This window comes from Bacillus sp. D48C (genome assembly GCF_053345735.1).
On the sequence record NZ_JBKFAQ010000003.1, the window covers coordinates 416615 to 432834 of the forward strand.

The 16220-nt window shown below is 35.8% G+C and carries 11 protein-coding genes and 1 other annotated feature; of the genes, 7 read left to right on the forward strand and 4 right to left on the reverse strand.

What is annotated here, in order from left to right; genetic code table 11:
- Positions 1-41 precede the first annotated feature (41 nt).
- Both murB and tyrS read left to right on the forward strand, forming a co-directional pair.
- Positions 42-959, forward strand: a complete 918-nt coding sequence (gene murB, locus ACLBXA_RS10925) for a UDP-N-acetylmuramate dehydrogenase (protein ID WP_001057103.1) — start codon at positions 42-44, stop codon at positions 957-959.
- A 97-nt stretch (positions 960-1056) separates the two neighbouring features.
- Positions 1057-1272, forward strand: a binding site (T-box leader).
- 56 nt (positions 1273-1328) lie between these two features.
- A complete protein-coding gene (gene tyrS / locus ACLBXA_RS10930; protein ID WP_001021089.1) occupies positions 1329-2591 on the forward strand; it encodes a tyrosine--tRNA ligase in 1263 nt (420 codons plus the stop codon).
- A gap of 342 nt (positions 2592-2933) precedes the next feature.
- On the opposite strand, the gene ACLBXA_RS10935 is transcribed toward tyrS, so the two are convergent.
- The 3 genes from ACLBXA_RS10935 to ACLBXA_RS10945 all read right to left on the reverse strand — a co-directional run bounded on the left by ACLBXA_RS10935 (position 2934) and on the right by ACLBXA_RS10945 (position 5375).
- Complete coding sequence (locus ACLBXA_RS10935; protein ID WP_000043197.1) at positions 2934-4112, reverse strand: NAD(P)/FAD-dependent oxidoreductase; 1179 nt, start codon at positions 4110-4112, stop codon at positions 2934-2936.
- A gap of 44 nt (positions 4113-4156) precedes the next feature.
- The gene (locus ACLBXA_RS10940) at positions 4157-4597 is read right to left on the reverse strand and encodes a DUF1641 domain-containing protein (protein WP_001115310.1); all 441 of its coding nucleotides are present in this window, start codon (positions 4595-4597) and stop codon (positions 4157-4159) included.
- A gap of 433 nt (positions 4598-5030) precedes the next feature.
- The gene (locus ACLBXA_RS10945) at positions 5031-5375 is read right to left on the reverse strand and encodes a winged helix-turn-helix transcriptional regulator (protein ID WP_000760473.1); all 345 of its coding nucleotides are present in this window, start codon (positions 5373-5375) and stop codon (positions 5031-5033) included.
- A 373-nt stretch (positions 5376-5748) separates the two neighbouring features.
- On the opposite strand from ACLBXA_RS10945, the gene ACLBXA_RS10950 reads away from it, so the two are divergent.
- The 4 genes from ACLBXA_RS10950 (at position 5749) to ACLBXA_RS10965 (ending at position 13794) form a co-directional block, all read left to right on the forward strand.
- Positions 5749-6912, forward strand: coding sequence for an MFS transporter (locus ACLBXA_RS10950; protein ID WP_176518770.1), 1164 nt, complete (start codon positions 5749-5751; stop codon positions 6910-6912).
- Positions 6913-6928: 16 nt separating this feature from the next.
- Positions 6929-7768: an aldo/keto reductase gene (locus ACLBXA_RS10955; protein ID WP_000793558.1), complete on the forward strand. Its 840-nt coding sequence runs from the start codon at positions 6929-6931 to the stop codon at positions 7766-7768.
- Positions 7769-7881: 113 nt separating this feature from the next.
- Positions 7882-8805, forward strand: coding sequence for a thioester domain-containing protein (locus ACLBXA_RS10960; protein WP_001022528.1), 924 nt, complete (start codon positions 7882-7884; stop codon positions 8803-8805).
- A 558-nt stretch (positions 8806-9363) separates the two neighbouring features.
- A complete protein-coding gene (locus ACLBXA_RS10965; RefSeq protein WP_447617210.1) occupies positions 9364-13794 on the forward strand; it encodes a putative mucin/carbohydrate-binding domain-containing protein in 4431 nt (1476 codons plus the stop codon).
- A 43-nt stretch (positions 13795-13837) separates the two neighbouring features.
- On the opposite strand, the gene ACLBXA_RS10970 is transcribed toward ACLBXA_RS10965, so the two are convergent.
- Positions 13838-14476 (reverse strand): NAD(P)-dependent oxidoreductase, encoded by a 639-nt coding sequence (locus ACLBXA_RS10970; RefSeq protein WP_447617211.1) that lies wholly within the window; start codon positions 14474-14476, stop codon positions 13838-13840.
- Between the two features lie 300 nt (positions 14477-14776).
- Between ACLBXA_RS10970 and ACLBXA_RS10975 the strand changes: the two genes are divergently transcribed.
- The gene (locus ACLBXA_RS10975) at positions 14777-16207 is read left to right on the forward strand and encodes an alanine/glycine:cation symporter family protein (protein WP_447617212.1); all 1431 of its coding nucleotides are present in this window, start codon (positions 14777-14779) and stop codon (positions 16205-16207) included.
- Positions 16208-16220: the final 13 nt, after the last annotated feature.

A 16220-nucleotide genomic window follows, 5' to 3' on the forward strand; every position in this document is an offset into this window, starting at 1 on the left:
ATAACGGGATAAAATGAATATAGAAATAGAGGAATCGTAAAATGAATATGCAAGAGGTTTATAAATATTTAAGTACGGTATTGCCTGAAGGACATGTTAAACAAGATGAAATGTTAAAGAATCATACGCATATTAAAGTTGGCGGAAAAGCAGATGTTTTCGTTGCGCCTACAAATTATGATGAAATTCAAGAAGTTATCAAATATGCGAACGAATATAATATTCCAGTTACGTTTTTAGGAAATGGATCGAATGTCATTATTAAAGATGGTGGAATTCGCGGGATTACAGTAAGTTTAATTCATATTACAGGTGTTACTGTAACAGGAACGACGATTGTAGCACAGTGTGGCGCAGCAATTATTGATGTATCACGCATTGCATTAGATCATAATTTAACGGGTCTTGAGTTTGCTTGTGGTATTCCAGGTTCAGTTGGCGGAGCATTATATATGAATGCTGGTGCATACGGCGGTGAAATTTCGTTTGTATTAACAGAAGCTGTCGTAATGACAGGTGATGGAGAGCTACGTACTTTGACGAAAGAAGCATTTGAATTTGGATATCGTAAGAGTGTATTTGCGAACAACCATTACATTATTCTTGAAGCGAGATTTGAACTTGAAGAAGGTGTACGTGAAGAAATTAAAGCAAAAATGGATGATTTAACGTTTAAGCGTGAGTCAAAACAGCCTCTAGAATACCCTTCTTGTGGTAGCGTATTTAAGCGCCCACCAAATAACTTTGCTGGTAAGTTGATTCAAGACTCAGGACTACAAGGTAAGCGAATTGGTGGAGTAGAAGTTTCTTTAAAACATGCTGGATTTATGGTGAATGTTGATAACGGAACAGCACAAGATTACATCGATTTAATTCACTTCGTACAAAAGACAGTTGAAGAGAAATTTGGCGTGAAGTTAGAGCGAGAAGTAAGGATTATTGGAGAAGATAAGGAATAACGAAATACGTATGAAGATATGGATTATTTTAAAATAATATTTGGGTATTGTTGACAATTTGTTTTCAATTCAATATAATGGCTAATAATTTAACAAATAACATACGTTGAAAGAGCCCAGTAGCAGTTTGTCACTGTTAACGAGAGAGCTAGGGGTTGCTGGAACCTAGCACAAACAAACTTGCGAATTACACTCTGGAGTATCTTAGGTAATGCTAAGCGGACTAGCAATCGATATTATTGCTAAGAGTGGTATGAGTAGCTATGCTATTTATGCAAACTGGGTGGTAACACGGTGAATAATCGTCCCTATGTCTATCGTAGACATAGGGGCTTTTTTGTTTTTAAAAAATAAAGGGGATGACAAAAGATGAATATTATTGATGAATTAGAATGGCGCGGCGCCGTTAATCAGCAGACTGACGAAGAAGGCTTACGTAAGCTAGTAGAAGAGAAAAAGATTTCACTATACTGCGGAGTTGATCCAACTGGTGATAGTATGCATATCGGACATTTGATTCCGTTTATGATGATGAAGAGATTCCAATTAGCTGGCCATCATCCTGTTATTTTAATTGGCGGGGCAACAGGAACAATTGGTGATCCGAGTGGACGACAATCAGAGCGTCAACTTCAAACGTTAGAAGTGGTTCAGCATAATGTAGATGCGTTAACAGCACAAATGAAAAAGCTATTTGATTTTGGTGGAAATAGCGAAGTGAAGATGGTAAATAACTATGATTGGACACATGAAATAAATATTATTGAGTTTTTACGTGATTACGGGAAAAACTTTAGCATCAATAGCATGTTAGCGAAGGATATTGTAGCAAGCCGCTTAGATACAGGTATTTCTTTCACAGAATTCACATATCAAATTTTGCAAGCGATGGATTTTCACCATTTATACACGAAAGAGGATGTTCAACTTCAAATTGGTGGTAGTGACCAATGGGGAAATATTACGAGTGGTTTAGATTTAATTCGTAAGTTAGAAGGTCATGAGGCTAAAGTATTCGGATTAACGATTCCGTTATTATTAAAATCGGACGGTACGAAGTTTGGTAAATCAGCAGGTGGTGCAGTTTGGCTTGATCCTGAAAAAACGACACCGTTTGAATTTTACCAGTTCTGGGTAAATACAGATGACCGTGACGTAATTAAATACTTGAAATACTTTACGTTCTTAAAGAAAGAGCGTATTGATGAATTAGCAGCGAAGGTAGAAGTCGAGCCTCATAAACGTGAAGCGCAAAAAGTGCTAGCGGAAGAAATGACGAAATTCGTTCATGGAGAAGAGGCGTTATTACAAGCTGAGAAAATTACAGCAGCGTTATTTAGCGGAGATATTAAATCGTTAACAGCTGATGAAATTGAACAAGGTTTTAAAGAAATGCCAACATTCCATTCTTCAAAAGAGACAAAAAATATTGTAGAGTGGCTAGTTGATTTAGGAATTGAACCATCCAGACGACAAGCACGCGAGGACATTAATAATGGTGCGATTTCTATGAATGGTGAGAAAGTAACAGATGTGGGTACGGATGTTACTGTAGAAAATTCATTTGATGGAAGATTTATTATTATTCGTAAAGGGAAGAAGAACTACAGCCTTGTGAAGTTAGGCGAATAGTTTGTGTGAAAGGGGTGGGAGTAGGAAGAATACTTCCACCCCTTTCATATACACAATTTGGACATAAAATAATCAGTAAATTTAGATAATTAAAAGGGTTATATTATTCTTCTGCCGAATATATAAGTTAGAGAAAATTACGGATAAAGTGAAACTTTAATCAGTGGGGGGATTGTTCCTCCCCACTGATTATTAGTTGAACCAATCGGGCTTTTACGGGCAGTTAATCTTCCGACTTCATCCCTGCATTCACTGGATTTTAAGGTGGAGGTTTTACTGCCCGTTAATGCGGGATAAAAATAGCCCGAACCATGCTGGGCATGATTCGGGCTTATATTCAGATTAGTAAGCTAAGCTGAATAGACCTTTAATATGTGATAAGTAACGAACGTTACTTGCTTCTTTCATTAATGATGCTGGTAAGCCTTTAAGTGGAGTATTGCTTGCTCCAATTGTAGCAACCGCATCTTTACGTCCTAGACTAGCAAGTGTTCCAGAGTTTACAGGTGCGAACTCTTCGAATGCTTTGCCTTCTAGTGCTGCGTATAAGTTGTATCCAATTAACTCACCCATTTGCCAAGCGATTTGTGCAGTTGGTGGGTATGGACGACCGTCTGGAGAGAAGACAACAGCGCTGTCTCCAGCAACGAATACGTCTTTGTGAGAAGTAGATTGTAGGTATGCATCAACTGTTGCACGACCACGGTTAACTTCAAGACCTGATTCACCGATTAATGGATTACCTTGTACGCCACCTGTCCAAACGAATGTGTTAGCAACAAGTTTTTGACCGTCTTTTAAGTCGATCTCATTGCCAGCAACGTTTGTTACAGGAAGACCTGTTAAGAATGTAACACCGCGTGCTTCTAGGCTAGTAGTTGCACGTTCGATTAAGTGGTCTGGTAATACTGGAAGGATTTTTGGACCTGCTTCAACAAGAAGAAGTTTAACTTCTTTTGGATTTACGCCGTGGCTTTTTGCAAGTTTAGGCATAATGTCAGCAAGCTCACCAACTAGCTCAACGCCAGTTAATCCGCCACCACCGATTACGATTGTAGCATCAGCTTCGTTTTTCGTTTTCGCGTATTCACGAATACGGTCTTCAACGTGTTTGTAGATTTTGTTTGCATCAGCAGCAGATTTTAATACCATGCTGTTTTCTTCTAGTCCTGGAATACCGAAGTAAGCAGTTTTACTTCCTAAAGCAACTACAAGTGCATCGTAAGATAAAGTAGTGCCGCCAGCTAGTTTGATTTCTTTGCTATCAACAGAGAATGACTCAACTGTTGCGATTTTAAGATCGATATCTTTGCCTTTGAAAAGCTTTGTAAGTGGCATTGCAATTGCTTGCTCAGCAACGTTACCAGCTGCAAGGCGGTGTAGTTCAGTGATGATTTGGTGTGTTGGGTATTGGTTAATCACTGTAACTTGTGCTTCTGATTTGCTGTAATATTTACGTACGTTTAAAGCGGCAAGAAGACCGCCATAACCAGCGCCTAAGATGACAATTTGTTTTGACATAGTATGATATCCCCCGTCTTTACTAATTGTTGTTATAAGTTAAATTATTTATTGTTACGTTCTGCACTAATTTGAAGATATGCGTTCACAAAGCGGAACATTTTTTGTGCTTGTGGATCTTTTAGTAATTTTAATAGACCGAATAGGCCGATAACTTCAGTACTTTCGTCAGCACGATCTTTCGCTTCGATTGCAGTTGCAGCCATGCTTTTCACTGTATCTTTTACAGGTTCTACAAGCTCTGTAATTGCACCAACAGTGTCGCTTTTTAATACTTCATCAGTAGCAACAGTTTGAGCGAAGTCATAAGACTTAGTTAAAATGTTAACAAGCTCAGTTAATTTTGGAAGCTGTTCTACTAGTGTTGTTAATGATTCTTGTACCTCAGGTTTTAACAACTGATCAAGTACATCAAGTTGTCCTTGGCTAGCAGAAATTTGTACAGTTTCTTGTTCTGGCTTTGTTTGAGTCATAGTTTCTGGCATCTCCAATTCTCCTTTACGATAGCAATACTCTTATTTTTTATAAGTAAGATAGTAAACGTTTACGAAACTTTATGCAAAGTTTCACAAAACACAATAAAATGCCTTTAAATCTATGGCAGCAAACAAGCTGACATAAATCTAAAACCACATTTTCTTACCTATTGTTTATGAACTGTCCGATACATGGCTTGTCCGCATAATGGAAAAGCTCCGCTACCGGAAAGTGTATATAATATATATCCTATATTATATACTATATGCACCTATGTTAACATAAAAATGATTCCTAATTATTTGATATTGAGTGTATAACCTAGTGCTGACAAGGTATGAAAGCGTATAAAATATTTTGTTTTAGTTAGAAATGTACATATATATATAGAAAAAAAGGAAAAAACGAACAAATTCATGTTCGTTTTTTCCTTTTTTTCTATTATTCACCTTCTGCAATTAGCATCGATGTATTACCTTCTTTTTCAAGATGACATTCGCCCCAAGTACAAAGAGAGTCAAGAATTGATTCTAAAGACCAACCGTAATCAGTAAGGGAGTATTCTACTTTTGGCGGGACTTGGTTGTAGACTTTTCTTTGAATGACCCCGTCGTCCTCTAATTCGCGTAATTGCTGAGTTAACATTTTTTGTGTAATACCAGGCATTAAACGTTTTAGTTCACTCGTTCTTTTTGTGCCTTTCGTTAGATGACAAAGGATAACAACCTTCCATTTTCCACCGATAACCTCTAAAGTCGCCTCTACAGGAATATTGTATTTCTTCATATGAAACCCTCCTTTTATGAGTAAAGTAAGCTTAATAATACAAATGTTACTTTTTAGTACCTATAGCACTTTAAAGTACGTACTTTTTATCATGTTAAATATGTTTCATAATAGCACATGTGAGAAGCAAGTGAGTAGTACGGTACCAAAAAGTGACTATGTTACTTTTTAGTGCCTATCGTACTTTAAAGTGCGTTCTTCAAAAAAGGAATGAAACCATTCATAATAGCATTTGTAAGTATAAAATATATTTTTTAGAAGATAAAAGGGCCTTTTTATCACACTATTATGATTGGATTTCTTGTAATAAGGAGGAATTCAATTGAGTTTATATACAGTACCATCTTCAGAAGTTCAGACGAATCGAAGAAGTATGTTTGCTTTATTAGCACTAGCAATTAGTGCATTTGGGATTGGTACGACCGAGTTTATTAGTGTCGGTTTACTACCATCTATTTCGAAAGATTTAAATGTTTCGGTTACAACAGCTGGTTTAACCGTTTCTTTATATGCATTAGGAGTAGCGTTTGGTGCTCCAGTATTGACGTCATTAACAGCTAGTATGTCGCGAAAGACGTTGTTAATGTGGATTATGATTATTTTCATTATTGGCAATGGTATTGCGGCAGTAGCAACAAGTTTTACTGTGCTACTTATCGCGAGGGTTGTATCTGCGTTTGCGCATGGGGTTTTTATGTCAATTGGATCTACAATTGCGGCTGCGCTTGTACCTGAGAATAAACGTGCAAGTGCAATAGCATTTATGTTTACTGGTTTAACTGTTGCGACTATTACAGGTGTACCAATTGGAACATTTATCGGTCAACAATTTGGCTGGAGAGCATCGTTTATGGTTATTGTGGCAATTGGAGTCGTTGCTTTAATCGCCAACAGTATGCTAATTCCTTCTAACTTAAAAAAGGGTACGTCTGTATCATTTCACGATCAATTTAAGTTGATTACGAACGGAAGACTATTACTTGTATTTATCATTACTGCATTAGGATACGGGGGAACATTCGTAACATTTACGTATTTATCTCCGTTATTACAAGAAGTAACAGGATTTAAAGCAAGTACCGTTACAATTATTTTGTTAGTATACGGAATTGCAATTGCGATTGGGAATATGGTCGGCGGAAAATTATCAAATTATAATCCGATTCGAGCGTTATTTTACATGTTCTTTATTCAAGCGATTGTATTATTTGTTTTAACATTTACAGCGCCATTTAAAGTTGCTGGATTCATTACAATTATTTTTATGGGACTATTTGCGTTTATGAATGTCCCAGGGCTACAAGTGTATGTCGTTATCTTGGCTGAGAGGTTTGTACCTAGCGCTGTTGATGTAGCATCAGCGATTAACATTGCAGCATTTAACGCAGGAATTGCTCTTGGTGCTTACTTGGGCGGTATTGTAACGAACTCGTTAGGATTAATTCATACGACTTGGGTAGGCGGAATTATGGTAGTAGGTGCTGTGATTTTAACAGCGTGGAGCATGACATTAGAAAAAAGAGATCAAGTAAAATAAAAGGAGAGAAAATAAAATGAAAAACTTACAAAGTAAAACAGTATTAAATAATGGTGTAGAAATGCCTTGGTTCGGTTTAGGTGTATTTAAAGTAGAAGAAGGACCAGAACTTGTAGAAGCTGTAAAATCAGCGATTAAAGCAGGATACCGTAGCATCGATACAGCTGCAATTTACGGAAATGAAAAAGCTGTAGGTGAAGGAATCCGTGCCGGTATTGAAGCGACTGGTATTTCAAGAGAAGAATTATTTATCACTTCAAAAGTATGGAACGCAGATCAAGGATACGAAGAAACAATTGCTGCATACGAAGAGAGCTTAAAGAAATTAGAACTAGATTATTTAGACCTATATCTTGTTCACTGGCCTGTAGAAGGAAAATATAAAGATACGTGGAGAGCGCTAGAAACACTTTATAAAGAAGATCGCGTACGTGCAATTGGCGTAAGTAACTTCCAAATTCACCACTTACAAGATGTAATGAAAGATGCAGAAATTAAGCCAATGATTAACCAAGTAGAATACCACCCTCGTTTAACACAAAAAGAATTACAAGCTTTCTGTAAAGAACAAGGTATTCAAATGGAAGCATGGTCACCACTTATGCAAGGTCAATTATTAGATAACGAAACATTACAAGCAATTGCTGAGAAACACGGTAAAACAACAGCACAAGTGATTTTACGTTGGGATCTTCAAAACGGAATAATCACAATTCCAAAATCAACGAAAGAACACCGCATTATTGCAAACGCGGATGTATTTAACTTTGAATTAACAAAAGAAGACATGGAAACAATCGATGCGTTAAACGAAAATCACCGCGTTGGTCCAGATCCTGATAACTTCGATTTCTAAGATTAAAGTAAGAAAGAAAAAAGAGTGCTTTTATGCACTCTTTTTTTGTGCATAAAAATATTTTCTAATTAAATACTACTTAGTATTAAGTTTGTTATTAAGGGGCTGTAAATATGAATATAAAGCAATCGTTCAAACTTTTAGCTATGTTTTTAAGTGTCTTATTTGTATTATTCCCACTTCAAAAAGCATTCGCAGAGGTTATGGACCATACAAAGTATGAAATGGATTGGAGTTATAGTAGGTCAAAGAAGAAACCAATCCGAACAGAACTTATTAAAACGGCAGATGGAAAAATTGCATTTTGCTTAAATGTAGACTTAAAATCTCCGAGCGGTCAAGACTTACCAGAAATGGGTAAAGTAGATATTAACGTGTACCGTGTACTGTTGAATGGATATCCACAAAAGAGCCCACAAGAATTAGGGGTATCTGATTGGAGAGAGGCGCATTACGCAACGCAACTGGCAGTGTGGAATGCGTTAAAACAAATTGATGTTAATGATTTAGATTTCCGCAATAAAAATGTAGAGAAAGTAACGAAAGACATCGTTGCAAAAGCAAACGCTAGTGAAGAGTTACAAGAAATTACGATGAGTGTAACTCCTACAGAAGAACAAGAAGCAGTATTAAAAAATGATTTCTTTGAAACAGGTTTATATACAGTAGAAACAAATGCAAAAAGCGGAACGTATAAAGTGCAAGCAACAGGTGCACCAGCGGGCGTGAAGTTTGCAAATGAAAAAGGCGAAACAAAAACAGAATTTAATGTAGGAGAGAAGTTCCGCATTTTAATTCCGAAACAAACACCAGCTGGTGGATTTAGCTTTAAAGTATCAGGAAATTTAACGAAATTACAAGGGATTGCGCATAAAGGTACACCGACTATTCAAAATGCAGTAGTATTACTTGAGCGTAGTGAAGAGAAAACGAGCCCTGAGTTAGCGGTAAGTTGGAAAAAGGCTGAGGCTCCAAATAAACCAAATAAGCCATATACTCCAAATGAACCGCATAAACCGAATCAATATAAAAGGTAAATAAAAGCATTGGCCTATGCCAATGCTTTTTGTATGCAAGGATTAAAGTTATATTAAGAAAATAATAAAATAGATAAAATAGTGTTTTTACAGAGTAAATTATATTTTAAAATAATATAAATATAACTAAATCCTAACGTTACGATTAATAGATTAAATTCACAAAATTGTAATATTATTCTTGGGGGGAGGCTATTAAATACAGGTAAAAGCGTGTAAAATTCAGTTGGAAAAACTACCTATAGATGGTCATATATGAAGAAAATGTAAGGTTTTATTTTTAGATGTATAGATGACGAGACTAAAATATATCTTTTACTATTTTCCTTTTATGTAAGAAGAGAACTCATCACAAGTAGAGCGAAGTGAGGAGGGCGTAATACATAAAAAAATTTACAATATAAGAAAGCGAATACATTTAGAGAAATGCGGTAGTAATTGATATAGGTGCGAGAGGTGTTAGTCTATTCAATAAATGTTTTTATAAAAATAATAGGATTTCTTATTAAATGAATATATAGGATGGTTTGTCTAAAAAAAGGACAGGGGACACAGATTATGTCAAAGCAGAAAAAGAGTAGGGTATTAGTAGCTGGTATTTGTATATCTACATTATTATCACCAGTAGCTTTCGAAGCATCGAAAGGATATGCGGCGCCTTTGGAAGAGAATAAGGGCGGGCAGTTGGAAGAGAGTAAAGAGAATCGTTTGGAGCAGAGAACGTTTCATTTGCCTGGGAAAGGTAGTGTTGAAGAAGAGCAAAAACGCTTAAAAGTACGTTATGTACTTTCAACAAATGAACCAACTGGAATTTATGCTGGTCCAAATGAAGAAATTAAAATTGAAATAAAAGGAACGCAATCTATTAAAGCGTTCATAGGAACGAAGTCATATGATGAAAAAGGGTTTGAAGAATTTGAGTTAAAACCTGGTGAAAATAATATTTCATCTTCAAGAGGTGGAATACTATATTTTTATAACATGAATAATGATGGCGAAGTAACAGCTTCAGTTATTCATGGAGGAAGTCATTTTCCATTATTTGTATTAGGGAAACACACAAAAAAAGATTGGGATGCAATGTTAAAAAAGTATAAAAATCCTTATGCAGTTGAATTGAAGGGTGAGAGAAGTTTAATTACTGCAAGTCCTGAAGCAGTGGCAAACTATATGGGAGAGACGGATCCAGTAGAATTAATGAGGCTACATGATAAGATTATTCGCTTTGAAAATTCTGTAGCAGGATTATCTGAAGATGGTATAGGGGTGTCAAAAGCTCCAAACCACTATATCCAATTTGTTGAAAAGAGAAAACCAGATAAAGATGATTGGATGTTTGCTACTCATTATCATACAGGGTATGTTCCAGAGACTATGGATAGGGTTTTAAATATAAAGAGATTACAAGGAGATGGCTGGGGACCGTGGCATGAAGTAGGGCATTTACATCAGCAAGCTCCTTGGTTTTGGTCAGGTGTAGGAGAAGTAACAGTAAATATATATTCATTATCGGTTCAAAGAATGTTAGGCAATAAATCAAGTCTAGAAGAAGATGGTCATTATAAAAAAGCTTTTGCTTACTTAGATAATCCTGATGCTCAAAAAAAGATGGAAGAATTCGAGAAACTAGTAATGTTTTGGCAACTTGATTTAGCTTATGGAGAGCATTTTTACCCTAATTTACATCAAATGTATCGCTTATTACCAGAATCTGAAATGCCTGCTTCAGATGAAGATAAAAAGCAAATGTTTATTTATATGGCATCGAAAGCGGCTAAACAAAACTTAGTGCCGTTTTTTGAGAAATGGGGATTAGGTCCAAATGATGAGGTTAGAGGGAAAATCGAAAATTTAAATTTACCTAAATTAGAAAAAGAAATATGGAAAGCAACAGATAGTAATATTATTCGTGAAAAACAAGTGAAACCATACGGCGGGCTTCCTTATGGTGAAGCGTCTACTGTGGTACAAGATCTCATCGTTGGTGCGAATTTTAATGAAAATCTAGCAAATAGTCTTGTTCAAAATTTAGGTGAAAATGTAAAAGTAACAGGTAGAATTATGTGGCCGTATTTAGAGGTTGGAAAAAGAGCGGTATTAGTAGAAATTGAGGATGAGAAAGGACAGAGAAATTTCATTTCTGTTCCAGTTAACAGTCTTTATGGAGATACTATGGTATTTAAAGGTTACGGTGATGAGGTAAATTCTGTTATAACGCTCCTTCATGATGAAAAGAAAATCAACGTTTCTTTCGTTGGTAATGAGTTTCATGAGCGCTTTAAAAATGAAAAGTATGTAGGGATTACCTTATATGATAAGGATGGAAATGAAAAGAAAAATATTTCTATAGAAGGGCAAGAAAATTCTAAAAAAGTTGCTTTGCAACTTGAAGGTGTTGAACTTCAATATGGCGATATTATGAAAGTATATCATGCAGAACCAAGTCGTTTCGATTGGTATCAAAGTAATAAACTTGTAGATCAAGGTGGAGCTAAGAATAAAAAAGAAAAGTTCTTTAAGATTACTCCACAAGGATATGAACTAATAGACGGTATACAGGAAGTAGAAGCAGTACCGCAAAAAGTATTAATCGGGGCAGACGCTGAAAAATTAGAAGCGAAAAACTTTGTTCAAGTAAAAGGTGGAGAAGTAATTGGATTTGTAGAAAAACCGAATACAATGAAAATCGGTGAACAAAAAGTAAAAGTAGAAACGAAAGATCGTTTCGGAAATAAGAAAGTGACGGAAGTGCCAGTAGAAGTAACTTATGGAGATAGCCTATTTGTATATGGATTAAGTTATGGTAGTGACGATATGAAATCGATTATAACGTTACATCATGATACGAAAAAAATGAGTGCGACAGATACGGATAATTTGATTCATGATTACTTTGGAGATGAGAAGTATTTTGAATTCACCTTGTACAATAAAGAGGGAAAAGAGAAGAAAAATATAGAGGTAAAAGGCTTGGAGAATACAGAAGCTTTTGCCAAGGAAGCAAATGGGTTAGCATTTGAATATGGAGATGTGGTGAAAGTATACCATGCAGAGTCTTCACGTTTACATTGGTATCAAAAAGGTTTATATGTGGGAGAAGGAAAAAATAAAGAAATAAAAGAATTATTCTTCGAAATTACTGAAAATGGATTTGAAAGATTAGAAGCTCTGCAAGAAGTAACAGCAGTACCACAAAAAGTAGTTATTGGAACTGACGTTGAAAAATTAGAAGCAAAAGATTTTGTGCAAGTCAAAGACGGAGAAGTAGTAGGATTTGTAGAAAAACCGAATACGACAAAGATTGGTGAACAAAAAGTAAAAGTAGAAACGAAAGATCGCTTTGGTAATAAGAAAGTGACGGAAGTTTCATTAGAAGTGGTTTATGGAGATAGCATTGCATATGCAGGAAATGGCGATGATATTGCTTCAATTGTAACTTTAAAGCACGAAGAGAAGAGATTCCATGCAACTGATATGGATAGCGAAATTCATGAGTATTTTAATAAAGAGCTATACATGGGGATCGCGTTATACGATGGAGAAGGAAAAGAGAAAAAACATGTAACAGCAGAGGGACAAGAAACATCAGAGAACTTTGCGAAGCAAGTGAATGGTATACAGTTCGAGTATGGAGATGTAGTGAAAGTATTCCACGCAGAACCGGATCGTTTGAAATGGTATCAAAATAATACACTTACTGGTCAAGGTGAGAAAAAAGGAACAAAAGAACTATTCTTCAAAGTGACAGAAAAAGGTTTTGAGAGAATGGATATGTTGCAAGAAGTCACAGCGAAACCTCAACAAGTAGTAATCGGAACAGATGTTGAAAAATTAGAAGCGAAAAATTTTGTTCAGGTGAAAGACGGAGAAGTAGTAGGATTTGTAGAAAAACCAACTACAGCAAAAGTTGGAAAACAAACAGTAAAAGTAGAAACGAAAGATCGCTTTGGTAATAAGCAAATAACAGAAGTGCCAGTAGAAGTGATTTACGGAGATAGCATTATGTTCTTCGGTACATGGCACGACGAAACGAATATTAAATCGATTGTTACATTAAATCATGAAGAAAAGAAATTCAGTACAACAGATTCAGAAGGTCCAATGCATACTTCATTTGCAGATGAGAAGTATATGGGAATGACTGTGTATGATAAGGATGGAAAAGAGAAGAAAGATTTATCAGTAAAAGCATCGGAGAATACGAAAGTATTTGCAGAACAATTTAATGGAATGACTTTTGAATACGGTGATGTAATAAAGGTATATCAAAGAGAGTTTGATAGATTTAAAGTGTATAAAAAGAATGAACTAATGAATGCGCAGTATGGTGTTCATGAAGTGCTCTTTAAAGTGACAGAGCAAGGTTTTGAGAGAATGGAAGCACAACAAGAAGTAACAGCTATACCGCAAAAAGTAGTAATCGCAACAAACGCTGATAAATTAGATGCAAAAAACTTTGTTCAAGTGAAAGATAGAGAAGTAATTGGATTTGTAGAAAAACCAAATACAACAAAAATCGGTAAACAAACAGTAAAAGTAGAAACGAAAGACCGTTTTGGAAATAAGAAAGTAACGGAAGTACCAGTAGAAGTAACATATGGAGATAGTCTTGTATACCAAGGGCTGGGTGATGATATTCGTTCTATTGTAACGTTAAATCATGATGATAAGAAACTACATGTAACGTCTACAAATGAACAAATTCATAGTTACTTTAACAATGAATTATATATGGGAATTACCCTATATGATCAAAATGGAACGGAGAAAAAACATGTAACAGCAGAAGGACAAGAAACTTCAAAGAATTTTGCTGAGCAAGTAAATGGTATGATGTTCGAGTATGGTGATGTAGTAAAAGTGTATCATGCAGAATCTGATCGTTTAAGTTGGTATAAAACTGGTGAGTTAATTGGAAAAGGGGATGCGAAAAAATTTAAAGAGATTTCCTTCAAGATTACTCAAAATGGCTTAGAGCAAGTACGATAATAAGAAAAAGCTCGTAAAACATTATGTTTTACGAGCTTTTTTATTATTCAGCTTCAGAAACAACTGTGAAGCGTTCGTTTACATGTTTTGGATTTTCGATTTCATCAAGTGCTGCAACTGCGAAGTCCTCGTAACTTACGTAGCTATCACCTTTTGAGTTAACAAGAAGATTGTCTTTGCCAGCTTTGTAAGAACCAGTGCGTTTTCCTAATGCGAATAGTGCAGAAGGGCTGATGAATGTCCAAGTGATATCATTTGTTTGTTGCAAGATTTCTAAGTTTTTACCTTGGTTTTGAGCTGTTGCAAGGTATTCGCCTGGGAAACCTGGTGTATCAAATACACGTGTTTTTTTTTCTTCGTCTACAAATAAGCTTCCTGCTCCGCCAACTACAAGTAATTTTGTATTTGGTGCACCTTTCACAGCTTCAATAAGTACGTTTCCTGCATCTACGTGAAGGTGTTCTTGCCCTGCTGGAGCGCCAAATGCATTTACAACTACGTCGAATGCTTGTAGGTCGTTAGATGTAAGAGAAAATACGTCTTTTTCTAAAACTTTTACGTTTTCTTCTGTAATTTTTGCAGCGTTTCTTACGATTGCAGTTACTTCATGTCCACGATCTAATGCTTCTTTTAAAATACGACTTCCTGCTTTACCAGTTGCTCCGATAATTCCGATTTTCATAATAAATCCCTCCAAAGTGTTTTGTTAAATTGTATATCTGAAAGTGAATGAATGTATTGTAATTAGGTTTGTTACAACTTGTTGTAATCATTATAGTTACAGGTAGGTGTTTTTGTCAATGGGGTAGTTTGTAGATTTATTTTTTGTTTTAGTATGCACAGTTAGAGGGAGGAGAGTCATAAAGATATTGTTACTTCGCGCTTGGCTAATATTTGGAAATTGCAAATTGTCGAAAAATGTTGATTTTTGAATGTTTTTTAAATATAATTCGTTTTATGGAGAAAAGGAGGGGTTAATTGTATGAATATTTTGGAACAATTCGTTTCATCAACGAATACGATTCTTTGGTCATATATTCTTATTGCAATGTTAATTGGTTTAGGGCTTTATTTTTCTATTAAATTGAAATTCGTACAGCTTACTCATTTAGGAGAAATGATTCGTTTAATGAGTGATGGACTAACTGGCAAGACACGTAAAAAGGGCAGTGTATCATCGTTCCAAGCATTTTGTATGAGTTCTGCAGCTCGTATTGGTATCGGGAACTTAGCTGGTGTAGCGTTAGCTATTTCTATGGGAGGACCTGGAGCTGTATTTTGGATGTGGGTTATTGCGATTATCGGTGCTTCTTCAAGTTTCGTAGAAAGTACGCTTGCGCAAATTTATAAAATAAAAGATGGCAGTGGCTTCCGTGGTGGTCCTGCTTATTATATGGAAAAAGGTTTAAATAAACGTTGGATGGGGATTTGGTTCTCTATTCTGATTACAATTAGTTACGGTTTAATTTTCAACTCAGTACAAGCAAATACAGTAACATTAGCATTTGAAAATGCATTTGGCTTAGAGCGTTATATTGTTGGTATTGTATTAGCTGCATTAGTTGCGGTTATTATTTTTGGTGGTGTAAAAAGTATTGCACGTATGTCGGAAATGATTGTTCCGCCAATGGCGCTTATTTATATTGCCGTAGCTATTTTTGTTGTCATTAAAAACTTCTATTTAATACCAGATGTGTTTACGGAAATCTTTAAAGGTGCATTTGGTTTAGATTCAGCTGTAGGTGGCGGTATCGGTGCTGCGATGAAATATGGTATTCAGCGCGGATTATTTGCGAACGAAGCAGGTATGGGTAGTGCGCCGAATGCGGCAGCAACAGCTGATGTAACGCATCCAGCGAAACAAGGTTTTATTCAAACGATTGGAGTATTAGTAGATACATTCTTAGTATGTACATCAACAGCATTTATCGTACTATGTTCTGGTGCATATAAAGCAACGAATTTAGAAGGTATTGAATTAACACAAAATGCATTAAGTTCACAAATTGGCCCATGGGCGAGCAGTTTCTTAGCGATTATTATTTTCTTATTTGCATTTAGTTCACTTCTAGGAAACTACTATTATGGTGAAACAAATATTGAATTCATTAAGCAAAGCAAAACGTGGTTAACAATTTATCGTATTGCGGTAGTTGGAATGGTATTATTCGGTTCTGTTGCGACGCTTCAAGTTGTATGGAATATGGCGGACTTATTTATGGGGCTAATGGTAATCACGAACTTAATTGCGATTACACTTCTCGGCCGATTTGCGTATGCTGCATTGGCAGACTATGTAAGGCAAAAGAAACAAGGAAAAAATCCAGTCTTCAGTGCAGATTCTATTCCTGGTTTAACGAATACAGAGTGTTGGGATAAGTCAGCGGTAACAGATAAAGAAAAAGCAGTGTAAATGAAAAGGAGAG

What these genes read in the sequence shown, in the direction of transcription:
- tyrS (WP_001021089.1), top strand. Translation starts at nt 1,329, where the DNA reads ATGAATATTATTGATGAATTAGAATGGCGCGGCGCCGTTAATCAGCAG.
- ACLBXA_RS10950 (WP_176518770.1), top strand. Translation starts at nt 5,749, where the DNA reads ATGTTTGCTTTATTAGCACTAGCAATTAGTGCATTTGGGATTGGTACG.
- ACLBXA_RS10965 (WP_447617210.1), top strand. Translation starts at nt 9,364, where the DNA reads ATGTCAAAGCAGAAAAAGAGTAGGGTATTAGTAGCTGGTATTTGTATA.
- murB (WP_001057103.1), top strand. Translation starts at nt 42, where the DNA reads ATGAATATGCAAGAGGTTTATAAATATTTAAGTACGGTATTGCCTGAA.
- ACLBXA_RS10940 (WP_001115310.1), bottom strand. Translation starts at nt 4,597, where the DNA reads ATGCCAGAAACTATGACTCAAACAAAGCCAGAACAAGAAACTGTACAA.
- ACLBXA_RS10955 (WP_000793558.1), top strand. Translation starts at nt 6,929, where the DNA reads ATGAAAAACTTACAAAGTAAAACAGTATTAAATAATGGTGTAGAAATG.
- ACLBXA_RS10945 (WP_000760473.1), bottom strand. Translation starts at nt 5,375, where the DNA reads ATGAAGAAATACAATATTCCTGTAGAGGCGACTTTAGAGGTTATCGGT.
- ACLBXA_RS10970 (WP_447617211.1), bottom strand. Translation starts at nt 14,476, where the DNA reads ATGAAAATCGGAATTATCGGAGCAACTGGTAAAGCAGGAAGTCGTATT.
- ACLBXA_RS10975 (WP_447617212.1), top strand. Translation starts at nt 14,777, where the DNA reads ATGAATATTTTGGAACAATTCGTTTCATCAACGAATACGATTCTTTGG.
- ACLBXA_RS10960 (WP_001022528.1), top strand. Translation starts at nt 7,882, where the DNA reads ATGAATATAAAGCAATCGTTCAAACTTTTAGCTATGTTTTTAAGTGTC.
- ACLBXA_RS10935 (WP_000043197.1), bottom strand. Translation starts at nt 4,112, where the DNA reads ATGTCAAAACAAATTGTCATCTTAGGCGCTGGTTATGGCGGTCTTCTT.